This window comes from Brevibacillus gelatini (assembly GCF_003710935.1).
GTDB lineage: Bacteria > Bacillota > Bacilli > Brevibacillales > Brevibacillaceae > Brevibacillus > Brevibacillus gelatini.
Genome location: NZ_RHHS01000027.1, coordinates 1 through 25084 on the forward strand (window position 1 = coordinate 1; position 25084 = coordinate 25084).

22 protein-coding genes and 1 pseudogene are annotated in these 25084 nt (G+C 54.3%); 19 read left to right on the forward strand and 4 right to left on the reverse strand.

Features of this window, described 5'->3' with window-relative positions; genetic code table 11:
• Positions 1 to 27 precede the first annotated feature (27 nt).
• Both EDM57_RS10680 and EDM57_RS10685 read right to left on the reverse strand, forming a co-directional pair.
• Positions 28 to 612: a hypothetical protein gene (locus EDM57_RS10680; RefSeq protein WP_122904751.1), complete on the reverse strand. Its 585-nt coding sequence runs from the start codon at positions 610 to 612 to the stop codon at positions 28 to 30.
• A 205-nt stretch (positions 613 to 817) separates the two neighbouring features.
• Complete coding sequence (locus EDM57_RS10685) at positions 818 to 1408, reverse strand: MerR family transcriptional regulator (protein WP_122904752.1); 591 nt, start codon at positions 1406 to 1408, stop codon at positions 818 to 820.
• 253 nt (positions 1409 to 1661) lie between these two features.
• Here EDM57_RS10685 and EDM57_RS10690 point away from each other — a divergent pair, with 253 nt between their 5' ends.
• The 3 genes from EDM57_RS10690 (at position 1662) to EDM57_RS10700 (ending at position 3396) form a co-directional block, all read left to right on the forward strand.
• A complete protein-coding gene (locus EDM57_RS10690; protein ID WP_122904753.1) occupies positions 1662 to 1856 on the forward strand; it encodes a DUF2642 domain-containing protein in 195 nt (64 codons plus the stop codon).
• Positions 1857 to 2000: 144 nt separating this feature from the next.
• Complete coding sequence (locus tag EDM57_RS10695; protein ID WP_122904754.1) at positions 2001 to 2696, forward strand: metal-dependent hydrolase; 696 nt, start codon at positions 2001 to 2003, stop codon at positions 2694 to 2696.
• Positions 2697 to 2937: 241 nt separating this feature from the next.
• Complete coding sequence (locus EDM57_RS10700) at positions 2938 to 3396, forward strand: TspO/MBR family protein (RefSeq protein ID WP_122904755.1); 459 nt, start codon at positions 2938 to 2940, stop codon at positions 3394 to 3396.
• 11 nt (positions 3397 to 3407) lie between these two features.
• Here EDM57_RS10700 and EDM57_RS10705 read toward each other — a convergent pair whose 3' ends face one another.
• Positions 3408 to 4700, reverse strand: coding sequence for an amidohydrolase (locus EDM57_RS10705; protein ID WP_122904756.1), 1293 nt, complete (start codon positions 4698 to 4700; stop codon positions 3408 to 3410).
• A gap of 282 nt (positions 4701 to 4982) precedes the next feature.
• Here EDM57_RS10705 and EDM57_RS10710 point away from each other — a divergent pair, with 282 nt between their 5' ends.
• The 3 genes from EDM57_RS10710 to EDM57_RS10720 are packed head-to-tail and all read left to right on the forward strand — an operon-like array spanning position 4983 to position 7997.
• Positions 4983 to 6395: an ATP-binding protein gene (locus EDM57_RS10710; RefSeq protein ID WP_122904757.1), complete on the forward strand. Its 1413-nt coding sequence runs from the start codon at positions 4983 to 4985 to the stop codon at positions 6393 to 6395.
• A gap of 33 nt (positions 6396 to 6428) precedes the next feature.
• Complete coding sequence (locus EDM57_RS10715; RefSeq protein WP_122904758.1) at positions 6429 to 6755, forward strand: DUF3870 domain-containing protein; 327 nt, start codon at positions 6429 to 6431, stop codon at positions 6753 to 6755.
• A gap of 27 nt (positions 6756 to 6782) precedes the next feature.
• Positions 6783 to 7997 (forward strand): sensor domain-containing diguanylate cyclase, encoded by a 1215-nt coding sequence (locus EDM57_RS10720; protein WP_122904759.1) that lies wholly within the window; start codon positions 6783 to 6785, stop codon positions 7995 to 7997.
• Here EDM57_RS10720 and nhaC read toward each other — a convergent pair.
• Entirely contained in the window at positions 7994 to 9358 is a 1365-nt protein-coding gene (gene nhaC / locus EDM57_RS10725; protein ID WP_122904760.1) for a Na+/H+ antiporter NhaC, read from the reverse strand. The genes EDM57_RS10720 and nhaC overlap by 4 nt on opposite strands.
• A gap of 366 nt (positions 9359 to 9724) precedes the next feature.
• Between nhaC and EDM57_RS10730 the strand changes: the two genes are divergently transcribed.
• The 13 genes and pseudogenes from EDM57_RS10730 to EDM57_RS10790 all read left to right on the forward strand — a co-directional run bounded on the left by EDM57_RS10730 (position 9725) and on the right by EDM57_RS10790 (position 25010).
• Positions 9725 to 10648 (forward strand): NAD(P)/FAD-dependent oxidoreductase, encoded by a 924-nt coding sequence (locus EDM57_RS10730; protein ID WP_122904761.1) that lies wholly within the window; start codon positions 9725 to 9727, stop codon positions 10646 to 10648.
• A 27-nt stretch (positions 10649 to 10675) separates the two neighbouring features.
• Complete coding sequence (locus tag EDM57_RS10735; protein ID WP_122904762.1) at positions 10676 to 10924, forward strand: glutaredoxin family protein; 249 nt, start codon at positions 10676 to 10678, stop codon at positions 10922 to 10924.
• A 72-nt stretch (positions 10925 to 10996) separates the two neighbouring features.
• Positions 10997 to 11551 carry a peroxiredoxin gene (locus tag EDM57_RS10740; RefSeq protein WP_122904763.1) on the forward strand — a complete coding sequence of 185 codons (555 nt, stop codon included), beginning with the start codon at positions 10997 to 10999 and terminating at the stop codon, positions 11549 to 11551.
• Between the two features lie 592 nt (positions 11552 to 12143).
• Positions 12144 to 14384, forward strand: a complete 2241-nt coding sequence (locus EDM57_RS10745; protein WP_122904764.1) for a hypothetical protein — start codon at positions 12144 to 12146, stop codon at positions 14382 to 14384.
• A 25-nt stretch (positions 14385 to 14409) separates the two neighbouring features.
• A complete protein-coding gene (locus tag EDM57_RS10750) occupies positions 14410 to 15597 on the forward strand; it encodes a HEAT repeat domain-containing protein (protein WP_122904765.1) in 1188 nt (395 codons plus the stop codon).
• Positions 15598 to 15613: 16 nt separating this feature from the next.
• Positions 15614 to 17050 (forward strand): glycosyltransferase family 2 protein, encoded by a 1437-nt coding sequence (locus EDM57_RS10755; RefSeq protein ID WP_122904766.1) that lies wholly within the window; start codon positions 15614 to 15616, stop codon positions 17048 to 17050.
• 2 nt (positions 17051 to 17052) lie between these two features.
• Positions 17053 to 17844, forward strand: a complete 792-nt coding sequence (locus tag EDM57_RS10760; protein ID WP_122904767.1) for a response regulator transcription factor — start codon at positions 17053 to 17055, stop codon at positions 17842 to 17844.
• 32 nt (positions 17845 to 17876) lie between these two features.
• On the forward strand, positions 17877 to 19238 hold the full coding sequence (locus EDM57_RS10765) for a nucleotide sugar dehydrogenase (RefSeq protein WP_122904768.1): 1362 nt from the start codon (positions 17877 to 17879) through the stop codon (positions 19236 to 19238).
• 54 nt (positions 19239 to 19292) lie between these two features.
• Positions 19293 to 21124 (forward strand): annotated as a pseudogene (gene glmS, locus EDM57_RS10770) (glutamine--fructose-6-phosphate transaminase (isomerizing)).
• 56 nt (positions 21125 to 21180) lie between these two features.
• Positions 21181 to 21387, forward strand: coding sequence for a hypothetical protein (locus EDM57_RS10775; protein WP_122904769.1), 207 nt, complete (start codon positions 21181 to 21183; stop codon positions 21385 to 21387).
• Positions 21384 to 22406, forward strand: a complete 1023-nt coding sequence (glmU, locus tag EDM57_RS10780; RefSeq protein ID WP_122904770.1) for a bifunctional UDP-N-acetylglucosamine diphosphorylase/glucosamine-1-phosphate N-acetyltransferase GlmU — start codon at positions 21384 to 21386, stop codon at positions 22404 to 22406. Before EDM57_RS10775 ends, glmU begins: the two co-directional genes overlap by 4 nt.
• Complete coding sequence (locus EDM57_RS10785) at positions 22406 to 23326, forward strand: hypothetical protein (RefSeq protein ID WP_122904771.1); 921 nt, start codon at positions 22406 to 22408, stop codon at positions 23324 to 23326. The genes glmU and EDM57_RS10785 overlap by 1 nt, the downstream gene beginning before the upstream one ends.
• A gap of 4 nt (positions 23327 to 23330) precedes the next feature.
• On the forward strand, positions 23331 to 25010 hold the full coding sequence (locus EDM57_RS10790) for a hypothetical protein (RefSeq protein WP_122904772.1): 1680 nt from the start codon (positions 23331 to 23333) through the stop codon (positions 25008 to 25010).
• Positions 25011 to 25084: the final 74 nt, after the last annotated feature.

Genomic DNA, 25084 nt, shown 5'->3' on the forward strand with positions numbered 1-25084 from the left:
CGTTTACACAAAAATCTTGAAAGACTCCTATTCCATTTTGTACTTAATGGAAACTTCTTCATTCAACTTGTCAAACTGAGGAAAGTTATAATGTTTAAATTCGTCCTTGTACGCGTAATTCAGACTTTTACTTGCTTCATCGAGAGGAAACTTGCCCTGGATCACGCCCAAGGGGGCCAGGTTGTTAAAATAGGTGTTTTTCTTCAGGAATAAAACATACTTCTTTTCATTTTGCATCAGGCGATAACCTTCAATCGTCCGCTGCTGTTTTCCGATGACACCGTCTTTTATGATGATACTAGGCTCCCAGACCTCGACTTCATCGCCGACAGCGAGCTTTTCATCCAAATTATTTTTAAATATTTTTTGAACCTTCACCATTCTTTTTGTGGAATAATCATCAATTTCGCCATTTTCATGATACCTGATATAGTTTTCAGTCTTATTCGTTGCTTCTCCAATAATAATCAGGTCGGCATCTTTCTCCAAATCCTTTACGCTCTCATACACAGTAACGGAAGCGTGAGAGTTTCTCACTTCTACCTGATTGTCCAGGTAAACGTATCCAGCTACAAGCGAAGTTGTGAAAGCCATTACAATTTTTCCTAACATGTTTGTTTCCCTCCAGGTAACGTCCATCTATTTTTTTATGAGTTTCAAAACCAATGGCAAGAAGCTACACAAGCTCTGACCTGAGAACCAAAACAAAAAACACTCTCCCGCCCTCACGCACCAAGGCAAGTCAGAGTGTCATGGTTTTGCATGGACCTCACGAACAAGCAAACAAAACCGCAGAAACCGCTTCCTGCCGCTACACCTAACTCAACCGAAACAACTTATGCCAAATAGACGTCTTCCGCTCGGCGTCCTTGAGCTTGGCCAACTGCACTTTGGCGTCCAGGATGTCGTTCATCGCTTTGGTCAGGCGGCGGTCGCGTTCCTTGAGGCTGCTGCGGATGTACGCCTCCTGCTTTTCCAGGCGCGCGAGCAGCGCCTGCTGGGTTTCATCCTGTTGCTTCACATGCAGCGCCAGAGCGTGCAGCTTTTCGTCGATGGCGTCCAATGCTTCCAGCGCATCTTCAACTGCGGCGGGATGAGAAGCAGGGGCCAGAGCAACAGCCGTTTCGCGTTGCGCTGCTTCTGTGCCGTTCTGGCTGACGATCATTTGCGCTGCTTCTTCCAGAGGGATGAGCTGATCCTTGGTCAGTTCGTAAAAGCGGGTCAGGCAGGACACATCCAGCTGGCGGTATTCGCGCCGATTTTGATTGTCCCGCAGGAACCAATAGCCGTGCTGCTCCAGCAGCATACTCCACTTGCGGAGTGTGCTCGCACCGATCCCGAGCATCTCGGCGACTTCCCTGCCGCTATAGGTACGCTCTCTGGCTACAAGTTCAATGACTTCTCCCATGCTTATCCCTCCTGCCGCACATGAATTTCCTGTTTTACCCTTTCTGTGCGTAACAACAATTTCCTTTTGGAATCGTGCGACAAATTCCTGCACGGTTCGAATGATGTGCTGTTGAACTCGTCTTTTTGCCCGTTGTACGCGCAAGTTGGACAAATGACGGACGGGTACAAGTACATTTTCAGTTTGTCTGTGTATTTGCTCAGTAGGGCTATGCCAAATGTACATAGGATGCTTACAGAAGGAGGGATTGACCATGGCATTCAGAGATCAGGTGAAACGCTTTGAAGGGAAAAACGTAAAGGTTGAGACTGTAAATGGCAACTTTTTCGGCAAGCTGATCGAAGTAAAATCCAGCACCATTATTCTGCGTGAGCATGATAACAATCGTCGCACGATCATTCGTGATTCGCAAATTATTGCCGTTACAGAACACGACCACAACTGCTAAGTTTAGGAGTTGTTCCTCAGGCTGTCGAGCGATCGACGGCCTCTTCCTTTGTTTTCCCGGTGTGCACAGATGGATTTTATTCCCGCCCCCGCACATGGTAACATGGTAGAGGAACAAACCAATGATGAGAGGGCAGGGGATACCATGTTGGAAATCCGGTTTCACGGACATTCATCCGTACAGTTGACCAGTGAAGGTCATTCGATCATGATTGACCCGTTTATTTCGGGAAATCCGCTGGCAAAAACGACGCTTGCGGACATCCGCGTCCAGTACATCCTGCTGACGCACGGACACCAGGACCATATTCTCGACGCAGTCGAGCTGGCAAAGGCGAACGATGCCACCATCGTTGCGACGCACGAGCTGGCTACATACCTTGGCTGGCAAGGTGTAAAAACCGTTTCGATGAACCTGGGCGGCTCCGTGACACTGCCATTTGGCAAAGTGAAAATGACACAGGCGTTCCACAGCTCCGGCGTCGTGCTGGATGACCAGCAGCAGATCGTCTACATGGGGATGCCAGGCGGCTTTGTGATCGAGTTGGGCGGCAAGACGATCTACCACGCGGGGGATACAGGGCTGTTTGGCGACATGAAGCTGATTGGAGAGCGCCACAATATCGACCTGGCGTTTTTGCCAATTGGAGATGTATTTACAATGGGGCCGGAGGATGCTGCGATTGCCGCCGAGTGGCTCGGCGCCGACTACGTCGTGCCGATTCATTACGATACGTTCCCGCCGATCAAACAGGATGGAGAGGCGTTTGTTGCGACTCTGGCGGAAAAAGATATTCGAGGCAAGGCTCTCAAGCCGGGCGAGATTTTGCGCCTGCCGTAGCCTGCAAGAGCGCGAATCTGCTAGAGCGCACGTCTGTAGGCTGGAAATTCTGCAAGAGCACAGTCTTTTGCCAAAAAACCGCTTGTCCGAAAAAAACGAGACAAGCGGTTTTCCTTTTTCCAGATTCGATCTAAGAAGGCAGCAGGGCAATCTCTGAAAAAATGGCATGAAAATGGTAGCGTCGCTCATAGACATGGAAATAGAAGAAAGAGAGCCTGGCAAAAAGGAGAGGAATGTCTCGATGAGCTTTTTGTACCATACGCTGCTGTTTTTTGCGGTGATCGTCCTGTATTCATTGGCGAGCCTCGCCTTTCCGGGGGGCGGGGCCTGGTACGATTCGCTGACCAAGCCCGAAGGCACGCCGCCCGACCATGTGCTCGCCGTCGTCTGGCTTATTTTGTATGTGCTCATTGCCTCATCTGTCGTCATCGCTGTTCGCCGCAAGCAAATGAATGGGGAGCTTTTGCTCCTGTACGGGATAAACTGGAGTTTTCATCAGCTGTTTACGCTGTTGTTCTACAAGCTGCACGTTCCGTTTTTGGCTGCCGTCGACACGATCCTCATTTTGTACTCGACCTGGGTGCTGATCCGGGTCATTCGTCCGCTGGACAAGATTGCCTCGTCCCTGTTGATCCCGTATTTGCAGTGGAGCGTTTTTGCCATCTATCTTGCCGTTTCGTTCTGTGTGCTGAACCTGTGAGCGGGTTCAGACTACAGCCCTGCGACGAGCCGCTTTGCCCGCTCTGTGGCTTGGCGATATACGTCCTCCCAGGAGATCGTTTGCAGCGTGCGGTTTTGCATCAAAATGTTGCCGTTGACGATAGTGGTATCGACATCTGCGCCTGTCGCACTGTAGGCGATGAGCGAATGCAGGTCGTGCAGCGGGGCGAGGTGCGGTTTTTTCAGGTCGAGCAGGATGAGGTCGGCTCGTTTGCCTGGTGCCAATGTCCCTACCTCGTGATCGATCCCGAGCAGCTTCGCACTCTCGATCGTCGCCATGCGCAGCACCTGCTCGGCAGGCAGTACCGTCGGATCGCCGTAGTGCAGCTTTTGCAGCCAGGATGCCGCCTTGATTTCCGCAAACATGTCGAGCGTCGTGGCGCTGCCTGCGCCATCGGTGCCTATGCCGACAGTGACGCCTTGCGCGAGCAGCTCCGTGACAGGAGCGATGCCGCAGCCGAGCTTCAGATTGCTGACGGGATTGTGCGCGACGCCGCCTCTCATGCCGCGCAAACGTCCGATGTCCTCCCGGCTCAAGTGGACAGCGTGGGCGAGCAGGACGTGATTTTCGTGAAACGTTCCCAGTTCATGCAAATACTCGGCAGGTGTCTGGTTGTACGTCTCGCGAATTTTTTCCACTTCCTCTCGGGTTTCCGCCAGATGGATGTGCAGCGGAATCCGGCGGCTTCTGGCGAGATCGACGACTTCTTTCAGCGGCTGGGGCGGGCATGTATAAGGGGCGTGCGGGCCGAGCATGGTGGTGATTCTGCCGTCTGCCGCACCAGACCATCTGTCGACCAGATCCAGCGCTTCTGTCATGCGGCGGCCGCCGTCATCCTGCAAAAAGACGAGCCCGCGCGTCAGGGAAGCTCTGATTCCGCTGTCGCGCACGGCTTCCGCTACGGCGTCCATGTGCACGTACATGTCGGCAAAAGCCGTCGTGCCGGAGGCGATCATTTCTGCGATCCCGAGCATCGTTCCCCAGTATATGTCCTCTTGCGTCATCCGCGCTTCTGCAGGCAGCATTTTTTTGTCCAGCCAGTCCATCAGTTTCAGGTCGTCGGAAAAAGCCCGCAGCAACGACATGCTGGCATGATTGTGGGCGTTGACAAGTCCGGGCATGGCGACCATTTCTTTTGCGGAAATGACCATGTCAGCAGACGCTTCAATCGTCGGCGCGAGTTGCGCAATCCGCCCGTTTTCAATCAAAATGTCCCCGATCCACGGCTTTTCTTTTTCCACCATCGTCAAAATATGGCACCCTTTAATCAGTAACGTTTTCATGAAATCATCCTCCCTGGATTTTTGTTCGGTTGCAAGCGTAAAGCTTGACGCGGCGGCAGAGTCAAGAGGGAAAAGCCAAGCAGGCTGATTGGGCGGATGGTGCGCTTGAGCAAGGGACTTTCGCCATTGAACAAGAATTATCTATAAATTTCGCATTCCCAAGGGATGGAAACAGCCCGCGGAATAGGGTAAAATTGGGTATGAATAGCATTTGAGAACGGTTAAGGCTATTTCCGCCATGCGGAGTAGCCGTTTTCTCGTCCCAGGAGGGGAGGGGCACAAATGAAAGACTTGTTGGATCATGAATGCAGGAGCAGCCTTCTCTATCGCTCCTTTTTCGAGCAAATGGTACAAGCCGCCTTTTTGCTGGATCGATCAGGAAGCGTTTGCAGGGGCAACGCTGCCTGTGAAGCGCTGACAGGCTATTCAGCAGAAGAGTGGGAGGGCTATCCGTTTTGGAAGCTGGCCATTGAAGAGGAGCAGGAGGCGGTACGCCGTCAGACACAAAGCGCAGGAAACGGGGAGCCAATGTCCTTTTGCACCGTTTTCGCTCACAAGGCAGGTCCGCCGATCCCTGTCGAAATAACCTATGGCGCGATCCTGTCGGAAGGGGCCGCGATTGGCTACTACGCGATGGTGCAGAAGCTGTCGCAAGCCGTGGCCGGCAGCAGGGAGGCGAAAATGTGCAAGATGCTGGATCTCTCGCTGGAAGCGGCCTTTGTATACGAAGGGGGAAAACTGAAGTACGTCAACCAGTCCGGGATCAAGCTCGTGGGCGCACGAGGGTACAAGGAGCTTTTGCACTATCCGTTCACTTCCTTTTTCCACCCGCGCGACATGTCTTTGATTGAAGAAATGCAAAAGCGGCTGGAGCGGGGAGAGACAACTTCGCCGATTGAGGCGGAGCTGATTCGTCTGGACGGAACACGTACGGATGTGGAGGTTTGCGGGACATCTGTGGTCATTCAGGACAAGCTGTGCCATTACATATTGATACGTGATGTGACAGTGCGCAAAATAACGCATGAATATTTTCAAAACTCGGAAAAACTCGCCTTGGTGGGGCAGCTGGCGGCGGGGATTGCCCACGAGATACGCAATCCGCTGACTTCCTTGAAAGGCTTTGTCCAGCTGATGGAAAAGGACGGCATGCGAAAGCAGGAGTATTTTTCCATCATGAGCTCGGAACTGGCGCGAATCGAGCTGATCGTCAGCGAGCTGTTGGTGCTGGCGAAGCCGCACGCATCGGCGTTTGAAGTGCACGACCTGACCAACCTGATTACCCATGTTGTCACGTTATTGGAGACAGAAGCGATTTTGCAAAAAGTAACCATTCAGGTCGCATTGGAGTCGCCGTTGCCCAAGATTCATTGTGATGAAAATCAGTTGAAGCAGGCGTTTATCAACTTTTTGAAAAACGGTATCGAGGCGACATCAGGCGGCGGGGAAATCGTCATCCGTCTCTGGTGCGAGGGAGACAAAGTCGTCATTCGCTTCGAGGACAATGGGGTAGGCATACCGGCGGAGCAGTTGTCCCGGTTGGGAGAGGCTTTCTTCACCACGAAGGAGACGGGAACCGGGCTCGGATTGATGGTCAGCCGCCGAATCATCGAAAACCATCGCGGAACATTGCAGTTGATGAGCACGCCAGGAATCGGAACGACAGTGGAGGTATGTTTGCCTGTCATCAGCTAGAGAGGGACAAAGGACAAAGGGGAGGACAAGCAGGTGGCTGATTGGAAAAACAGAAACACGGTGCTGACAGCGGGATTTGCGCAAATCCCAAAAGGGACGACGTTGTACGAGGTGTCCACAATGGTTGGCTGTGTGCTCATCATAGACGCCGATGACGGTGTCATATGCGACGCCAGCTTTACGTTTGTCATGGACAAGACGAGCGAGTTTTTGGTCAATCTGCTCGTGGGCAAGTCAGTGGCAGGCGGGATGCAGGAGATTACGCAGACGATCCAGGAGCGTTTTCTCGCCCCTGGCCAGGGCGCGGTTTTGCAGGCCATTCGCGCAGCAGTAGATCGCTATCATGAGAAAAAAGTGTAAGCGTACCCAATAGCCGGAGGGTTGTACATGCATGATAACAACGCTGTAAGAGAAGCGTACGCAAGACAGCTGCTGGAGCGTTACAGCGGCTGGCTCAGTCGAGTTGACGCCGTGGACCAGAGGGAGATTGAAGCGGTAGCCAGCGAGATTGACACGGTGTTGTCAGCAGAAGATGGGATACGGCACAAGGAACTGTTGAAGAAAATCAGTGAACTGCGGGACAAGGTGTCCGAGATGATGTGGATAGCGGAGCACATGAAAATTTTGCACGACCTGAGCCATATTTTTGCGAAGACGTTTGAGGAAGACAAGATTTTGTGGAAGGCGTTCGAGCTCGTTTCCCGCGTGATGAGCACCGATGCCTTTTTCATCGCCTTTTATGACGAGGGCGACAGCGAGATCAGAATCCCGATCAGCATCGACAACGGCGTCAATTACGGTCCGATGACGATTCCGTACGGCCAGGCGATGGTCTCCAGGGTGATTGAGACACGGCAAACGATCCATATCCGAACTTTGAAGAACGAGCCGTGCGAGCCGGAAATGATTCGCTGGGGCTGCCCGGAGATCGACACGAACACTTGTATTTTCGTGCCGCTGATGCTGGGGAATCAGATCAAGGGCGTCATTTCGGCACAGTCCTATCGCGAGTTTGCCTACAAAAAGGAGCACGAGGAACTGTTGAAGATCATCGGCTTCCAGGTGGCGAGCGCAATCGAGACGGCGCGTCTGTACAAGCGCATGTACCAGATGTCGTTTCAGGATGAACTGACGGGACTGGCCAACTATCGGGCGTTCCATCGCGATCTGGAAAAGTGGCTGGGAAAAGAAAACTCCCCGCTGGCGTTGATTATGCTGGATTCGGACAGCTTGAAAGCGGTGAACGATCATTACGGGCACCACGCAGGAGATGAGCTGATTAGAAGAATCGCCGAGGCGATGAAGGTCGTGGCAGGGCGGGAAAATACAGCCTACCGCTATGCGGGGGACGAGTTCATGCTGCTTTGTCCAAAGGCCACGATGAAGGAAGCGGAAGAAAAGGTGCGGGCGATCCGCGACTTTTTGCGGATGCACCCGTTATTGCAGGATAACTGCTGCATTCCGATTGCGGTCAGTGTCGGGATCGCGCGGTTTCCCGACCACAGCGACACGGCAGACGGCTTGAAGCGGGCAGCAGATGAGGCGCTGTACCGCTCCAAGCGCAGAGGAAAAAATTGTACGACCGTGTATGCGACAGGCTAGGCTTGTGCTTTCGCTTTTGGCTGCCGCAGCGCAAACAGGAAGGTCAAAAGCGGCGAGATCCACAGGTAGATCACATAGGGCAAGTAGTCGATTGTCGCCACGTGCAAGGCAGAGGTGAAAAAGGCCCCGCTGACGCCCCAGGGAATGAGCGGGTTGACGAGCGTCCCGCAGTCTTCGAGTGTGCGGGAAAGCCGTCTGCCTTCGATCCCTTGCTTGACAAAGGCATCGTGGAACATTTGTCCCGGAAGCAGGATCGACAAGTATTGTTCGCCTGTCAAAAGATTGACGAGGATGGAGGACGAACCGGCCAGGCCGACCATGCCTGCCGCTTTTTTGATGCGCTGGATCAAGCCTGCAAACAGTGCTTCAAACACACCGCTGTACTGCAGGATTCCACCGAGAGACAAGGCAATAAGAATCAGGGCGAGAGACCAGGTCATGGACAACAGTCCGCCCCGATTGACGATGGAAGCAACGGCTTCGTTGGCGATTTCGCTGGCGAAGCCGTTTTGCATGACGTTCATCCATTCGACAGGGGAGTGAACGCCTTGCACAAGAGCGGCGGTTGCGATCCCGCTCAAGATCCCGAAGACGAGAGTCGGCAAAATCGGCTTGCGCAGGGCAGAGCAGATGAGCACGACAGCAGCAGGCAAAAGCGTCATGATTCCCAGGGAAAAATGCTGCTCAAGCACTGTCTGGATTTCCTGAATTGCCTCCAGGCTGACGTCAGCGGACTGTCCCTGAATGGCGAAGAAAATCGCCGTAATCAGCAGGCCGGGAATCGCGGTGTGCGACATGAATTTGATGTGATTCATCAGCGAGACGTCGGCAATCGCTGCCGCAAAGTTGGTCGTGTCTGACAGCGGGGACATTTTATCCCCGAAGCAGGCCCCGCAAATAATGGCTCCGGCTGTCATCAACGGATCGAGTCCCAGGGCGGTCGAGACGCCCATCATCGCGACGCCGATTGTACTGATCGTCGTAAACGTGCTGCCGGTGACACTTGAGACGACCACGGTCAAAAAGAGGGCGCTGATCGTAAAATACTCCGGCGAGATCAGCGAGATGCCAAGGTGCAAAATCATCGGGACGGTCCCGCTCATCATCCACACCCCGATCAACATCCCGATCAGACAGAGGATCAGCATGGGCGCAATCGCGGTCTGGATGCCTTTGACCAGCCCTTCCTCCATCTGCTTCCACGGCACTCCGAACAGACGCAAGAGCGTGGCTGCCGCAATCGTGGCGGCAAAAAGAGGCATGTGCGGCTCTACCTTCCCCCAAAACAAGGCAGGAAACAGGATGCCGAAGATGGCCAAGAGAACCCAGATGCTTTGCGAAAAAGAAATGGATTTGTTCATGGTGGCAACTCCTTGCAAAATCAGGCTAACGCAAGCGTGCAGCAAGCAAAGACACGTGCGCTTTCGCACTTTTGCGCTTTTTGGCTTTTTTGCTTTTGTGCGTTCCAGTGATAGGCGTACTTTATCCTGAATGGCTTGATTCGTCAACGCGTCCGATTGTATTCGGAATTGCAAAATAATAGGGAGTAGTTGTACATTTTCGTCCGGCAGATGAGGCATATGAATGGGTGGAAGATCAGCCCATGGAAAATACTTATTTAAAATTATTATAAAAAGATATTGATTTTTATTTTGTATCTAGTAAAATGATAATCGTTCCTAGATGATAATAATTTTAATTTAGCTGAGAGAAAGGGGGAGCCGTTCATGTACGATGTCATCATCATCGGCGGCGGTCCGGCTGGTACATCCGCTGCGATTTATACAGCCAGAGGGAATCTGAAGACGCTTGTGATCGATAAAGCACCAGGGACAGGGGCGCTGGCCCTGACGCATAAAATCGCCAACTACCCCGGAGTGGAAGGCGAATGGACAGGAAAAGAACTGCTCGAAAAAATGCGCAGGCAAGCGGAGGGCTTTGGTGCCGAATTCATCCAGACGACGATTTCCGCGGTCGATGTAGAAGATGAGGTAAAAAGCATTTTTACCGCGCATGGCACGTTTGAAGCAAAAGCCGTCATCGTGGCGACTGGCTCAAAAGGGCGCAACCGCATGCTGCCGGGAGAGGAAGCTCTGCTCGGACGCGGTGTCAGCACTTGCGCGACGTGTGACGGAGCCTTTTATGAAGGCAAGCATGTAGCCGTGATCGGCGATACGGAGGAAGCGCTGGAGGAAGCCCATGCGCTAACCAGGTTTGCGGACAAGATTACATTTGTGGTGCCGCGCGCCGATCTGCAAGGCGTGGATGAAGTGCCGGAGTTGCCGAAAACAGACTTCCTGTACCGCACCCGCCCGCTGGAGATCGTCGGCGCCAATACAGTAGAAGGTTTGCGCATCCGCAATGCGGCAGGCGACGAGGAAGTGCTTTTGGTAGACGGCGTGTTCGTCTTTCTGTCCGGCAGCAAGCCGGGGACGGATTTTCTCGACGGACAGGTTCCGCTCGATGACGAAGGCTTCATGATACTCGATGAATACATGCAGTCTTCTGTTCCAGGCGTGTTCGGAGCAGGAGAGGTGCGCAAAACTCCGGTCAAGCAAGCGGTCGTGGCTGCGGCAGACGGCGCGATTGCGGCAATGGCTGTGGACAAGTACATCAACAAACGTTCCAAACTGGTTCCCCAATACAAATAATCCCCGACAAAAAAAGGAGAGTTTGACATGGTACAAGCAATCGTCTATTCCAGCACGAACTGCGGCTTCTGCAAGCAACTGAAAACGTATCTGGCTGAGCAAAACATTTCTTTTGAAGAGCGCAACATCGACGAAAAGGAAGAATACGCGCAAGAGCTAAGCCGTCTCGGGGTGATGTCTGTACCGTTGACGGTCATCGGCGAAAAGAAAATTTTGGGCTTCAACCCGAACCGCATCAAAAAAGTGCTGGCTGCCCTGGAGGAAACGGCGCAGTAACCAGCCTGTCGCGCTACCCAGCCAATTTTTTGTGACAGACCACATACAACCGTGAAAAAGGAGCGATTTATCATGACTACCCAAACAACTGTACAACTGCAAGTAGGAAAACCGGCACCAGACTTTCACATGCTCACTACCAAAAACATGGAGACGTTGGATGAGCGCGTGACGCTCGCTGACTACAGGGGCAAATGGCTGATCCTGTTCTTCTGGCCGTTCGACTTCACCTTTGTTTGCCCGACTGAGGTGACTTCCTTCAGCGACAATATGGAAGAATTCGCAGACCTCGATTGCGAAGTGCTGGGTGTGTCTACCGACAGCGTGCACACACACCGCGCCTGGATCAAAACGCCGCGCGACCAGAACGGAATCGGCGAAATCAATTTCCCGCTGGCAAGCGACTTCACCAAAGAAACCGCCCGCGCTTACGGTGTTCTCGACGAGGCAACCGGCGCAGCCCATCGCGGCCTGTTTATCATTGACCCGGACGGCATCCTGCGCTACCAGGTCGTAACAGACATGAACGTGGGCCGAAGCGTAGACGAAACACTCCGTGTCCTGCAAGCTCTCCAGGCAGGCGGCCTGTGCCCTGCAAACTGGAAGCCGGGAATGAAAACTTTGTAATTTTCTTGAACAAAATGGCATAAGCGAGCAAGAGGGGAAAAGGCAATCTCACCGTCTCATGGAGGCGGGGGATTGTCTTTTTTATGGTCCCCAGTGTGGCTGCGAAAACCCGGACGCTCGTGATAGAGCTACAGTCCCTCCTGCCCGCAGCTTGTGGGCCATTATCTGTCCCGAAGACGCCTTTCCAATCATCCTCCTGTATTTTTAGTGTAAAGAAAAAAGGATAGTGGCATTTTTCAACAATTTCCAAATAGTAGCAACCTACCATTTTTCCATGGAAGAAAAAAATTCAAGCGTCAAGTACATATACCTAATGGTTAGAAAAATATGGGCCGGATGGACGGACGGGTTGCAGGACTTCGCACCAAAAAATGTAGGACGATGGGGGCGAATCTGCCATTCCATTACAGTTTCTTTACAAAATCGCCAAATGGACATTAGTGAATTCCGTCTATGGGAACGATTGCCCCCTATGTTTACAATGACAATGACGTTTGGGCGAGAGAAATCCGTTCACCGCCTGCTATCGCCAAAACGGTCATGACTGTGTTGGGCAGATGGCTTGCGGCAACATAGCGGAGGTTGACGAAAAGTGGAATCCAAAAAGAAATGGCGCTGGCGTTGGGCGAGTCTCACTGCCTTGATGCTGGCAGGAGCAAGCGTCCTCTGGTGGTATTGGGACGCAGACCGGGTCGAGAGCATGGAGACGACGGCGGGCGTGCAACTGAAATTCCGTACGTCAGGCGAGCAGATCGAAGTGTTCCAGAATGAACGATGGCAGCCGTTCTTTGCCAAAGGCGTCAATCTGGGGGCGTCCCTGCCGGGGCATTATCCTGGCGAGCTGCCCATTGCCAAAGACGATTACTTGCGCTGGTTCGCCATGATCGACGAGATGGGAGCGAACGTCATCCGCGTATATACCATCCATCCCCCGGTCTTTTACGAGGCGCTTGTGGAGTACAACCGCAAAAAACCGGAAGACCCGCTCTACTTGATGCAAGGCATCTGGAGCCCGGAGGAACTTTTGATCGAAAAGAAAGACGCGTACTTGCCCGAAATTCGCGAACAGTTTCGGGCAGAGATCAAAGACGCAGTCGGCGCTGTGTACGGGGAAGTCACGCTCCCTGAAAAATCAGGAAAAGCAAGCGGCACATACCGCGCCAATGCGGGCAAGTACCTGATCGGCTGGCATACAGGCACCGAATGGGACCCTGTCATGGTGCAAAACACCAACCGCCTGCACGAAAAGCTGCCGCCGTATCAGGGCACGTATTTCCAGGCGACGGCAGAGGCGACCGCCTTTGAGACGTGGCTTGCGGAAATGGTCGACACCGTTGCAGCGGAAGAGAGCAAGTACGGCTGGCAGCACCCGATGACGTTTACCAACTGGGTGACTACCGATCCGCTGTCCCATCCGGGCGAACCGCTGTATCACGAGGATCTCGTCAGCGTCGATCCGACCCATATCCAGCCGAAAAACTGGGAGGCAGGCTACTTCGCTTCCTACCACGTGTATCCGTACTACCCGGATTTGTTCCGCTACGATCCGGCCTTGCAGCAGGTGAAAAACGACGCCGGACAGGTCGATTCGTACAAAGCGTACCTGCGGCTTTTGAAGGAGCATCACAAAAACATGCCGATCATGGTGACGGAGTTTGGCGTTCCGGCATCCATCGGTGTCGCCCACTTCGGCAATCTCGGCCGCCATCAGGGCGGGCATTCCGAGCGGCAGCAGGGAGAGATCGACGCAGCGCTGTTGCGCGAGATTCACCAGGAGGGCTACGCGGGCGGCATCCTGTTCGTCTGGCAGGACGAATGGTTCAAAAAAACGTGGAACACGATGCGCTTCGAGCTTCCGGAAGACCGCCGCTCCTTCTGGCTCAACGTGCTGACGAACGAGTCGCTGTTTGGGGTGTTGGGGATGTATCCGGGCAAGGAAGGCGTGCTCACGATTGACGGCGACCGCACCGACTGGGATCAGCTCAAGCCGGAGGAAAAGCAGCGCCTCGACATCCGCGTCCCCGGCATCGACGAAGTCTGGATGACGCACGACGAAGGCTACGTGTACGTGCTCGTCAAGCTGGCGCATGCGTTTGACCCGGAAAAAGAAAAGCTGTACCTGGGCGTGGACACGACTCCGGGCGGCAACAAACACGCGGCACAGCTCCCCGGCCTTACGCTCGACGAAGGGCTGGAGACGCTGATCGAGCTGGGAAAACCGGAGGAAAGCCAAATCCAGATTGCCGCCAACTACGATTTTCACACGCGCCTCTACGGCAAACGGTACGGGATGCTTGAAGTGAAAGCAGAGGAGCAGCAGGACGACTCCGGCATTTTCAAGCCGTGGAAGCTTGCGGTTGGACTGGAAATGGAGCCGCCGGACAGCAAAAAATACTACCCGCTGGAAGAGGTCGTGGTCGGCAGGCTGCTAAGAGGAACGACGGATGCCGCAGACCCGCAGTACGACTCGCGCACAGCCTGGCAGGCAAAAGGCGATGTGATCGAGCTGCGAGTGCCGTGGATGCTGCTTGGCTTTACCGACCCGAGCTCGCTTACGGTGATGAGCTACCAGGATGAAGGCAAGCGCTTTGCGACAACCACGACAAAAGGGATTCGTCTGTTGCCGGTTCTCACAGACCGCGCGACGAAGAGCATCGTCGGCAAAAGCCAGTGGCCTTCTCCTTATCCGCTGACACAGCTCCCCCTCTATTCGTGGCCAGCGTGGGAGCAGGTCGGCTATCACGAGCGGAAAAAACAGAGCTATGCCATCATCCAGCAAGCATTCAAAGAGATAGATGCCCCAGTGGCAGACAAAGACAAATCGCAACCGTAAAAGGTTGGATAGGAGTGTGGCAAACGTGCAGACACCATTGGCGACAGCAATTGGCTTCGTGTACGCACTATGCGGATTAATCTTGCTGGGGTTGCTTGCGTTGTTCGCACTGAAGCTGCGGAATATATCGGCAGAAAAACAGGCGCGGCGCTGCCAGGAAAAATACCGGGACTACTTCGTCTACCTGCAGGCCTACAGCGAAGAGGAAGAGCGTCTGAAGCTCCCCTACGGCGAACCGACGCAAAAAGAAAAGCAACTGATCCAGAAACAGCTGTTTGAGCTGATGGAGCGCTTTACGGGCGTCCATCGGGAAAAGCTGATCCGGCTGTGCGAGGATATGGGGCTGGTCGCCCTCGATCTCGAACGGCTGAAAAGCGGCTGGAAATGGACGCGAGTCGACGCCGCGTACAATCTGGGCGTCATGCGCTCCCAGCAGGCCGCAGCGGATTTGCTCGCGCTTTTGCAAAAGAATAGCGCCAATGATCCGAGCCTGTTCATCGTTGCCCGGGCGATTGCCAAATGCGCACGGGACAACAGCGATCTGCGGCAGATGGCAGAGTTCGTCGTCCGGGCGAAGAAGAACGTCCACCAGCTGATCGTCGACATCATCAGCGACTCGCAGTTGGATACGAATTCGCTGTACACCGAGCTGATCCGCGACAACGACCCTGAACTCGTCAAAATCGGGCTGATCGGCTACTCCGTCCACGCGCAAACCGGGCTGGAGCCGACCTTGCCCAAGCTGGTCATGTCGCCGGACAAGGAAGTGCGCATCAAGGCTGTGAAGCTCATGTGCCGCGACGTCAGGTATTTGAGCGAACAGACAGTCAAGGATTTCCTGTCCCACAAAGACTGGGAAATACGCGCCCTGATCGCCAAAGCGATTGGAACCTTGCAGCTCGTCGACTACATTCCCGCGCTGAAAAAAGCGGTCGGGGACAGTCACTGGTGGGTGCGCCATCACAGTGCGCGCAGTCTGGCCCAGTTGCACACGGCAGGCTTTGCAGCGCTGTGCGAGATTTTGCGGGAAGAGCGCTTCGGCGACAAAGTCGACATGGCGCACCAAATCATTCTGGACGATCTGGAAAAAGAAAAGCTTCGCCTGGAGCAAGGGGCAAGCACGGAGCAGCAGCTGGCGTACAACGAAAAGCTGCATCTGTACCGCAAGTCTTGCCAAAAAAACATTTCCACGGTTCAGGTGATGGAAGGCTAGAAGAAAGGAGGCCAGCATGAGAGAGTTTCTGCTCTATTATGGAATGTTTGCGATGTACTACGTCATCGCGATCAACTCCCTGTACTTCGTCATCATGATGTTTTCATTCAAGAGCATCATGGGGATTCTGAAAAACTCCCTTTACTCCCGGTTCCAGGCATTGTCCGGCTCGGAGCACGTACCGCCGATCTCGATTCTGGTGCCGGCCTACAACGAAGAGCTGACGATCATCGAAAATGTCCGGTCACTGCTCGCCTTGAACTATCCGCGCTACGAAGTGATCGTCGTCAACGATGGATCGAAGGACGATACGCTGCAAGTGCTGATCGAGGAATTTTCGCTTACGCTCTCCCGGCACATGCCTGTCCAGCCGCTGCTGCAAACTTCGCGCGTGCGGGGAGTATACCACAATCCGGCGTTCCCCAATCTGTATTTGATCGACAAAGAAAACGGGGGAAAAGCCGATTCGCTGAACGCAGGCATCAATCTGTCGCACTACCCGCTGATCGCTTCCATCGACGCCGATTCCTTGCTGGAAAAAGACGCGCTCATCCGCATCGCCAAGGTATACATGGAAAACCCGGAGGAAACCGTGGCGATCGGCGGCGACATCCGGATTGCCAACGGCTGCAAGATCGAAAACGGCGTCGTCAAAGACATTCGTTTGCCGGACAAGTTTTTGCCGATGATGCAATCGGTCGAATACTTGAAGGCGTTTCTCGGAGGACGGATCGGCTGGAGCGCGATCAACGGCCTGATTATCGTCTCGGGTGCGTTCGGCGTGTTCCGCAAAGACTACGTGGTCAAGGTCGGCGGCTATCGCGGCGGGTATCCCGGCGAGGACATGAACATCATTATCAAGCTGCACAAATACATGCTGGAAAACAACTTGCCGTACCGGGTGGCGTTTTGCCCGGATGCTGTCTGCTGGACGCAAGCGCCTGACACATGGAAGATTCTTGGCAGCCAGCGCCGCAGATGGGGGCGCGGCAACCTGAAAAACATGATCGAATACGGAAAAAACATGGTATTGCGCCCGAAATACAAGGTATTTGGGATGCTGACACTGCCCTTCAACATTTTGTTTGAAACGTTGAATCCGTACTTTCGCATCACGGGTCTGCTCGCGCTTATCGGATATACGATGCTGGACATGACGAACAGTCACATTCTTTTGATCTACGGCCTGCTCAACGTGCTGTATGGCGTGCTGTTGGGGATTGGCTCGATCTTGCTGGAGGAAATCGCGTTTCGGCGATACCCGCGCTTCCGGGACATCGTCAAAATGCTTTTCTATACCATACTCATGTTTTTTGGCTATCGGCAAATCGGCGTCATTTGGCGATTCCTGGGACACATTGAATATTTGCGCAACAACAACTCGTGGGGAACGATGACGCGGACAAGCTGGCAGCCCAAAAACAGCAAAAACATTTCCAGTCTGGAGGCATGATGATGAGTAATCTCGTACCTGCTTTCTATGAGCTGCTAAGCAAGATGGAAGAGAACCGCATGGCGTGCGGGGTGATCCTGGCAGCTTGCAAAAACTTTTCCGCAGAGTCGCTGGAATTGGTCAAAAGGGATATGGAAGCACAACTGACAGACACCATGACGATACATGCAGCACATGACAAAAGCAAGCATATCCTTGGCATTTTGCTGGAACAAAAAAAGCTTGCGGATACCCATTTTTACGCGCTGCAAGTCAAAGACTACTTGCTCGGCCGCAAGCTTTTGACAGGCGGAATGCTGATCGCCAGCTTCCCGGAAAGCTCCCGTTCCTCGGCGCAGATGCTGATGCGGATGATTCAGGAGATGAAGGACGCAAGCGAGCCTGGAAGCATCAAGGTGTACGAGCAGCACGCTGCGAACCGCGAGCAGGAGCCAGCCAGCATTTTGCTCGTCAATCAGGATGAGACGGTCAACGAGTTTTTGCGCATCTATTTGCAGCGCAAAGGCTACCAGGTAACGGTTGCCCACGACGGCATGGACGGCATGGAAAAGTTTCGCGAAGCCGCCTACGACCTGGTGATTACCGACCTGAACCTGCCTGTCATCAGCGGTTATCAGTTGATCGAAAAAATCAGGCATCTCGGTCAGAATGCGATGAGCAAAATCATGGTGCTGACAGACAAACGGCTGGAGGAAGATGTGCAAAAATCGTTCGCCCTGGGCGCCTCTGATTACATTACGAAGCCATTTTCGCCAGTTGAGCTGGAAGCCAGAGTCAAACGCTTGATTTCATAAAAGTTCAGATAGGGAAAGGGAGACAAACGAGGATGAAAAGATACGAGGAACTCCAGCAACTGATTGGCAATAAAACAGCGAAAATCGGGGTGATTGGTCTTGGCTATGTCGGGCTGCCGCTCGCGGTAGAGACGGTCAAGAGCGGGTACACCGTGGTCGGGATCGACCTGCACGCCGGTAAAATTGAGAGCTTGAAAAATGGAGAGTCCTACGTACAAGACATCTCCAACGAGACCTTGCAGGAATGCCTGGCGACGGGGCGCTTTTTTCCGACGACGGACTATCGCGCCATCGAAGAACTGGATGCGATCAGCATATGCGTTCCCACACCGCTCAGCCCGAATCAGGACCCGGATACGTCCTACATCACGAGTGTAGTGGAGCAAATCAAAAAACATATGCGCAAAGGGCTGCTCATCACACTGGAGAGCACGACCTATCCGGGAACGACCGAAGAGCTGATCGGGCGCGAGCTGGAAAAGCTCGGCTACACCACGGGTGTCGACTTTTTCCTCTGCTACTCTCCTGAGCGCGTCGACCCGGGCAATCGCAAGTTTAACACCTACAACACCCCGAAAATCATCGGTGGTACGACGGAGCGTTGCATGGAGCTTGGGACACTGCTCTACGGCAGTCTGGTCAAAACCGTCGTCCCGGTTTCCTCGCCAAAAGTGGCGGAGATGTCCAAGCTTTTGGAAAATACGTTCCGCAGCGTCAACATCGCGTTCATGAACGAAATGGCGATGATGTGCGACAGAATGGGCATCAACGTTTGGGAGGTAATCAAGGCCGCATCGACCAAGCCGTTCGGGTTCATGCCGTTTTATCCGGGACCCGGAATCGGTGGGCATTGCATACCTCTCGATCCGATGTACCTGTCGTGGAAAGCAAAAGGCTACCGTTTCCACAGCCAGTTCATCGAGATTGCCCAGTCGATCAATGACAACATGCCCGATTACGTGCTGAACAAGACGGCACAGGTGCTCAATATTTACGCGAAAGCGATCAACAGCTCGCGCATTCTCATTTTGGGCATGGCCTACAAGCCGGATGTCGACGACTTGCGCGAATCTCCCGGACTGGAAATCTACGAGCTGTTCAAAAAGAGCGGGGCGCAGGTCGACTACTACGACCCGTATGCGCAAAGCTTCGTGAATAAAAAGGGACAGGTCGTCACCTCGATTGAAAACGACTACGAGCTGTTCAAAACATACGATTGCATGGTGCTCATCACCAACCATACTTGCTTCCGCTACCAGGAGCTTGCCGATCTGGGTGTCGCGATTATTGATACGCGCAACGCTTTTGACGGCATTACCAACCCGAACGTCTATCGCATCGGCACGTCTGTTGCGATTCAGGAGGAAAAGGAAGTCGTGAGCTTGCTCGCCTGACAGGCGGGCGAGCGCAACGCGCAAACAACCACGACCGAAGGAGGAAGGACAAACATGTGCGGAATTATGGGATACATCGGGTATAGACAGGCACAACCCATTTTGATTAACGGCCTGCGAAAGCTGGAATACAGAGGCTACGACTCGGCTGGCATCGCGGTCTGCGACGGCGAGTCAATCGCGGTGCGCAAGGCAAAAGGCAGAATCGACGTCCTCGTGGAGAAGACCGAACAGTCCGGGCTTTCCGGCTCCATCGGCATCGGCCATACGCGCTGGGCGACACACGGACGGCCGTCGGATGAGAACTCTCACCCTCACGTGGACCAGACGCAAAAATTTTCCATCGTGCACAACGGCATTATCGAAAACTACCTGGAGATCAAGCAGGAGCTGATCGAGCAAGGCTACGTGTTCAGCTCGGAGACCGATACAGAGGTGATCGTCCACCTTTTGTCCCGCGAATACGACGGCGACCTGCTCGCTGCGGTGCGCAAGGTGGCTGGCAAAATTCGCGGCGCCTTTGCCCTTGGCGTCATGTCGGAGTATGAGCCGGACAAGCTGATCGCAGTCCGCGTGGCAAGTCCGTTGATTATCGGGGTTGGCAAAAACGAGAACTTTATCGGCTCTGATATTCCTGCCATTCTGGAGCACACCCGCGACGTCTATGTGCTGGAGGACGGCGACCTGGCTGTCCTGACCAGAGATTCGGTGCAGGTCATGAGTCTGGGGACAGACGAGCCGGTACAGCGCGATCTCGTCCGGATTGAATGGGACAAGGAGCAGGCGGAAAAAGACGGCTACGCGCATTATATGGAAAAAGAAATCCACGAGCAGCCGCGCGCCCTCCGCAACACGATGACAGGCCGGATCGACGAAGCCGGACAGAAGATTGTTTTTCCCGATCTGCACTTGTCGACCGATACGATTCGCAGCATCGAGAAAATTTACATCGTCGCCTGCGGCACAGCTTACCATGCGGGCCTGATCGGCAAGCATGTCATCGAAAGTCTTGCGCGCATCCCGGTCGAGGTCGACGTAGCTTCCGAGTTTCGTTACCGCCGCCCGCTGTTTGGGCCAAACACATTGACGATTGCCGTCAGCCAGTCCGGTGAGACGGCAGATACGCTCGCGGCGATGCGGGAAGCGAAGCGCAACGGCTCTGTCGTGCTCGCCATTACCAACGTCGTCGGCAGCTCGATTGCCCGCGAGGCGGATGAGGTCATCACGACCAATGCCGGACCGGAAATCGCCGTTGCCTCTACGAAAGCGTACACCTCGCAGCTTATTGCTTTCTACTTGTGGGGCATGTATCTGGCACAGGAAAAAGAGACACTTGCCCAAGCCGAGATTGCTTCGCTGATTCAGAGCTTGCAGCAATTGCCTGGACAGGTGGAGGAGATTCTCGCGCATGCCAGCCAGCTTCGCCAGTTTGCCGAAACGATCAAGGACGAGCGCCAGCTGTTTTTCATCGGCCGGGGGATCGACTACGCCGTCTCCATGGAAGGCTCGCTCAAGCTCAAGGAAATTTCCTACATTCATTCGGAGGCGTATGCCGCAGGCGAGCTGAAGCACGGCACGCTGGCGCTGGTCGAGGAAGGGACAAGGGTGATTGCCCTGTCCACGCAGGACGCTTTGCACGAAAAAATGATTAGCAATATTACCGAAGTGAAGGCGCGCGGGGCCAACGTGCTCGGCATCACCCACGATGAGCACATCGACCTGCATCGCTCGGTGGATGACGTCTGCCTGATTCCGAAGACAGACGCGCTGTTTACCCCGGTGCTCGGCGTCATTCCGCTGCAACTCATCGCTATTATACGTCTGTCGCTCTGGGCAACGATGTCGACCGCCCGCGCAACCTGGCAAAAAGTGTAACGGTAGAGTAAGCGGATTCGTCCTTTGCTATGAACCACAATACGGGATCACGGGGAGGAACGAGCAAATGAGTACCTCGAAGCGGGAGTTGAACCAGGAGATTTTGCTAAAGATCATGCTCCAGGCCTATCAACTGGGCGTGCAGAGGAAAGACGTAGATTTGAACATGATGATCCACACGTTGACAGATGAATTGAAGCCATACTTTGAACAGCAAATCCAGCAAGGCCAGTTTGCGGCAAGCAGACTGGCCGGAGTGGAGGCGACAGGATGAACATACACGCAGTCGTTCTCGCAGCCGGAAAAGGAACGAGAATGAACTCTACCTTGTACAAAGTCATGCATCCGCTGTGCGGCAAGCCGATGATCGAGCATGTCGTCGGGGCACTGGAGCCTTTGTCTCTGCATAACCTGGTTGTCGTTGTCGGTCACGGGGCCGAGGCCGTGAAGCAGCAGCTGGGAAGCCGCGTGCAATACGCACAGCAGAAGGAGCAGCTCGGCACGGCACACGCCGTATGGATGAGCAAAGACATCCTCGCAGGGCAAGACGGCGTAACGCTAGTGCTCAATGGCGACACGCCGCTCGTGCAAAGCGAAACGCTGCGGCGGCTGCTCGACTACCACCAGTCGAAGCAGGCGGCAGCGACGGTTTTGACTTCCATCGTGGAAGACCCGACCGGCTACGGAAGAATCATTCGCGACGAGAACGGCGATGTCCGCAAAATCGTCGAGGAAAAGGATGCGACCCTTGGACAAAAAAAGGTGAACGAAATCAGCACGGGCATCTTTTGCTTCGATAATCGAAAGCTGTTTGCGACCCTTCCCAACGTTTCCAATCAAAACGCGCAGGGCGAGTATTACTTGCCGGACGTCCTGGCGCTTTTGCAGGAGCAGGGAGAGCGGGTGGCTGCGCACGTTACCGAAGACCCGGAGGAAGGCTCAGGCGTAAACGACCGCGTGCAGCTCGCCCATCTGGAGCGGCTCATGCGCAAGCGCATCAACGAGCGCCACATGAGAAGCGGTGTGACCATGATCGACCCGGCCGCTACGTATATCGATTCGACTGTGACGATCGGGCGCGATACGGTGCTGTACCCAGGGACGTTTTTGCTTGGCACAACGCAGATCGGGGAAGGCTGCCAGGTGGGGCCGCATGCGCACGTAAAAGACATGGTCGTCGAGGATTACACGCGAGTTCCGCCGTTTTCCTCGTTTGACGGGAGCACGTACTCAGACAGGGGACAAGCTGAGGTGGCTGCGACGAGAGACGGACAGGATTACGGCCGAAACTGATGCGGGTGCTGCGAAAATACGGGCCGCTGTGGGCCGGGATTGCGCTTTTGGCAGCAGCCTCTCTCTTCATGCTCGTGCTCTCGAACCATTCCCGTTCTGCCCTGACGACAGCCACCTGGATCTGGGACGCGAAACAGATCGAGACGCAGACGGACGAAATGATCGCGTTTGCCGAAAAAAACGGCGTCAACCTGATCTACCTCCACGTAGAGCCGACTGCTGTGTCGCCAGAGGCGTACCGGACGTTCATCCGCAAAGCGGGACAGGCCAGCATCCAGGTGGAGGCGCTCGGCGGTGATCCGAACTGGGCGCTGACGAAGAATCGCCAAAGCATCGACGAACTGATCTCCTGGGTGAAGGCGTACAACAGGAGCGTGAGAGCGAACGAGCGCTTTGCGGGCATCCACGTCGACATTGAGCCGTACTTGCTGCCCGCCTGGAAGGAGTCGCAGCAGGAAGTCGTTCGCCAATGGCTGAAAAATGTCGCGTACCTCGTCGCCGAGACGAAGAAGGACACCGATCTGGCGGTAGGCGCAGACTTGCCGTTCTGGATTGATTCCGTCCCCGTCCCGGACAGCCCGGAAAAAGTCAGCAGCTGGATGGTGCAGCGCCTCGACAGCATCACGCTGATGGCGTACCGCAACCGCGCCAGGGGGGACAACGGCATTGTCGAGATTGTGAAAAAGATCGTAGCCGACGCCAACTCGCAAAAAAAAGGCTCGGTGATCGTCGGGGTCAACATGATGGAATCGGCGGAAGGGGCGCATGTGAGCTTTTTCGCTGACGGTCCGGCGGAGATGAAGAACCAGCTGGCCATTTTGGAAGAGGAACTGTCCGGCAACCCGGCGTTCGCAGGCAGCGCCATTCACGACTACGAAAGCTGGAAACGCAGCATAGAAGCCAACGAGAGGAGTAGCTAGTTCAATGAAAGCCGCGCCTATCTACCTTAGTGTTCTCTGTCTGACGCTCGGCTTTCTGTTCGGCTTTTCCCCGGCGGAAAAAAAGAGTAAAGCCACGTGGATATGGCAATCCGAAATCGTCGGAGATGAAAAACAGGAAATTCTTGAATTTTGCAAAAACAACGGGATCAACCTGATTTACTTGCGAATCGAAATGAACAAGCCGTTTGACTACTACCGCGCCTTTATCCGCGAAGCGAATGCAATGGGCGTGGAGGTTCACGCCGTGGCCGGTCATCCTGCCTGGGCGCTTAAAAGCAACGAGAAGCGGCTGATGAACATCGTCAAGTGGGTAAAAAACTACAACCTCGAAGCGGCCGAAGACGAACGCATCCGCGGCATTCAGCTGGACATCCAGCCATACCTGCTGCCGTTCTGGGAGACGGATCGCGAGCGGCTGATCCGGGAGTGGCAAGCCAATGTGCAGGCGTTTACGAGCGAAGTGAAAAAACAGCCCGGGCTTGTGGCAAGCGTGGCACTCGCCTTTTGGCTCGATGATATTCCCGTTCCGGGCGAGCAGTCTGTATCGGTGTCACAATGGATGATCGAGCAGTTTGATACGGTGTGCATCATGGCCTATCGCGATACGCTGTCCGGGAAAAACGGCATCCTCGCGCTGGTGGAAGAGGAACTGAAGGAAGCGGACAAGCTAAAAACGCGGGTCATGATTGCCGTCAACATAAAAAAGCTCAGCGATGACCACGCTTCCTTTGCCGAGGAAGGCGCAGAGGAGATGAACCGTCAGCTTGCGCTTTTGTCCGAAAAATTGGGCGACCACCCGTCCTTTTCCGGTATCGCGATCCATGACTACCGCTATTGGAAGGAGGCTGCCCCCGTGGATCCGGTCAAAAAAGAGCGCTACAAAGGCACCTATATTTGGCGGGCTGAGCTGATCGGCACGGAAAAGAAGGAAATTCTCGCCTTTGCGAAAAAAAACAGCGTCAATTTGCTCTACGTTCGTCTGGACCTGGAGCAGCCCTACGCCTATTACCGCGATTTTGTCCGCGAGGCGAGAGCGGCAGGCATCGAGGTGCACGCCATGGGCGGCCATCCGGTCTGGGCACTGGCAGAGAGCAGAGGGAAAATCATGAAGCTCGTCAACTGGGTGAAGGCGTACAATCAGGCGGTGGAGACAGGCGAACAGTTTCAGGGCATCCATCTCGATATTGAGCCGTATGTGATGCCGGTCTGGCGCAAGAATAAAGACAGCGTATTGCGCCAGTGGATGGCAAACATCCAGGCATTTGTCGAAGCGACGAAGCAGGACGGACAGCTGGAAGCGAGCGTCGATCTCGCCGCCTGGCTGGACCGTACGCCTGTGCCGGGCAAGCCGGACATACCGTTTTCCCACTGGATGATCGAGCAGTTGGATCATACGACGCTAATGGCTTTTCGCGATCGGGCGGATCGCATCGTCGGCCTGGTAGAAAGTCAGGTGAAATACGCGCAGAGCATCGGAAAAAAGATTGTCGTTGCCGTCGAGACGAAGGAGAGCCATGAAGGAGACGAAATTACGTTTTACGAGGAAGGAATGGGCGAGATGCATCGGCAACTGCAACAGGTGACAAAAGCGCTGGATCCGTACACTTCGTTCATGGGCCATGCCATTCACGCCTACGATTACTGGAAAAACGGCAAAGAGTAGAAAGACAGCAAGGAAGCCCGGCGCGGGAACGCGAATGTTGTACAATAGGAAGACGAAGGTCGTTTGGAAAGAGG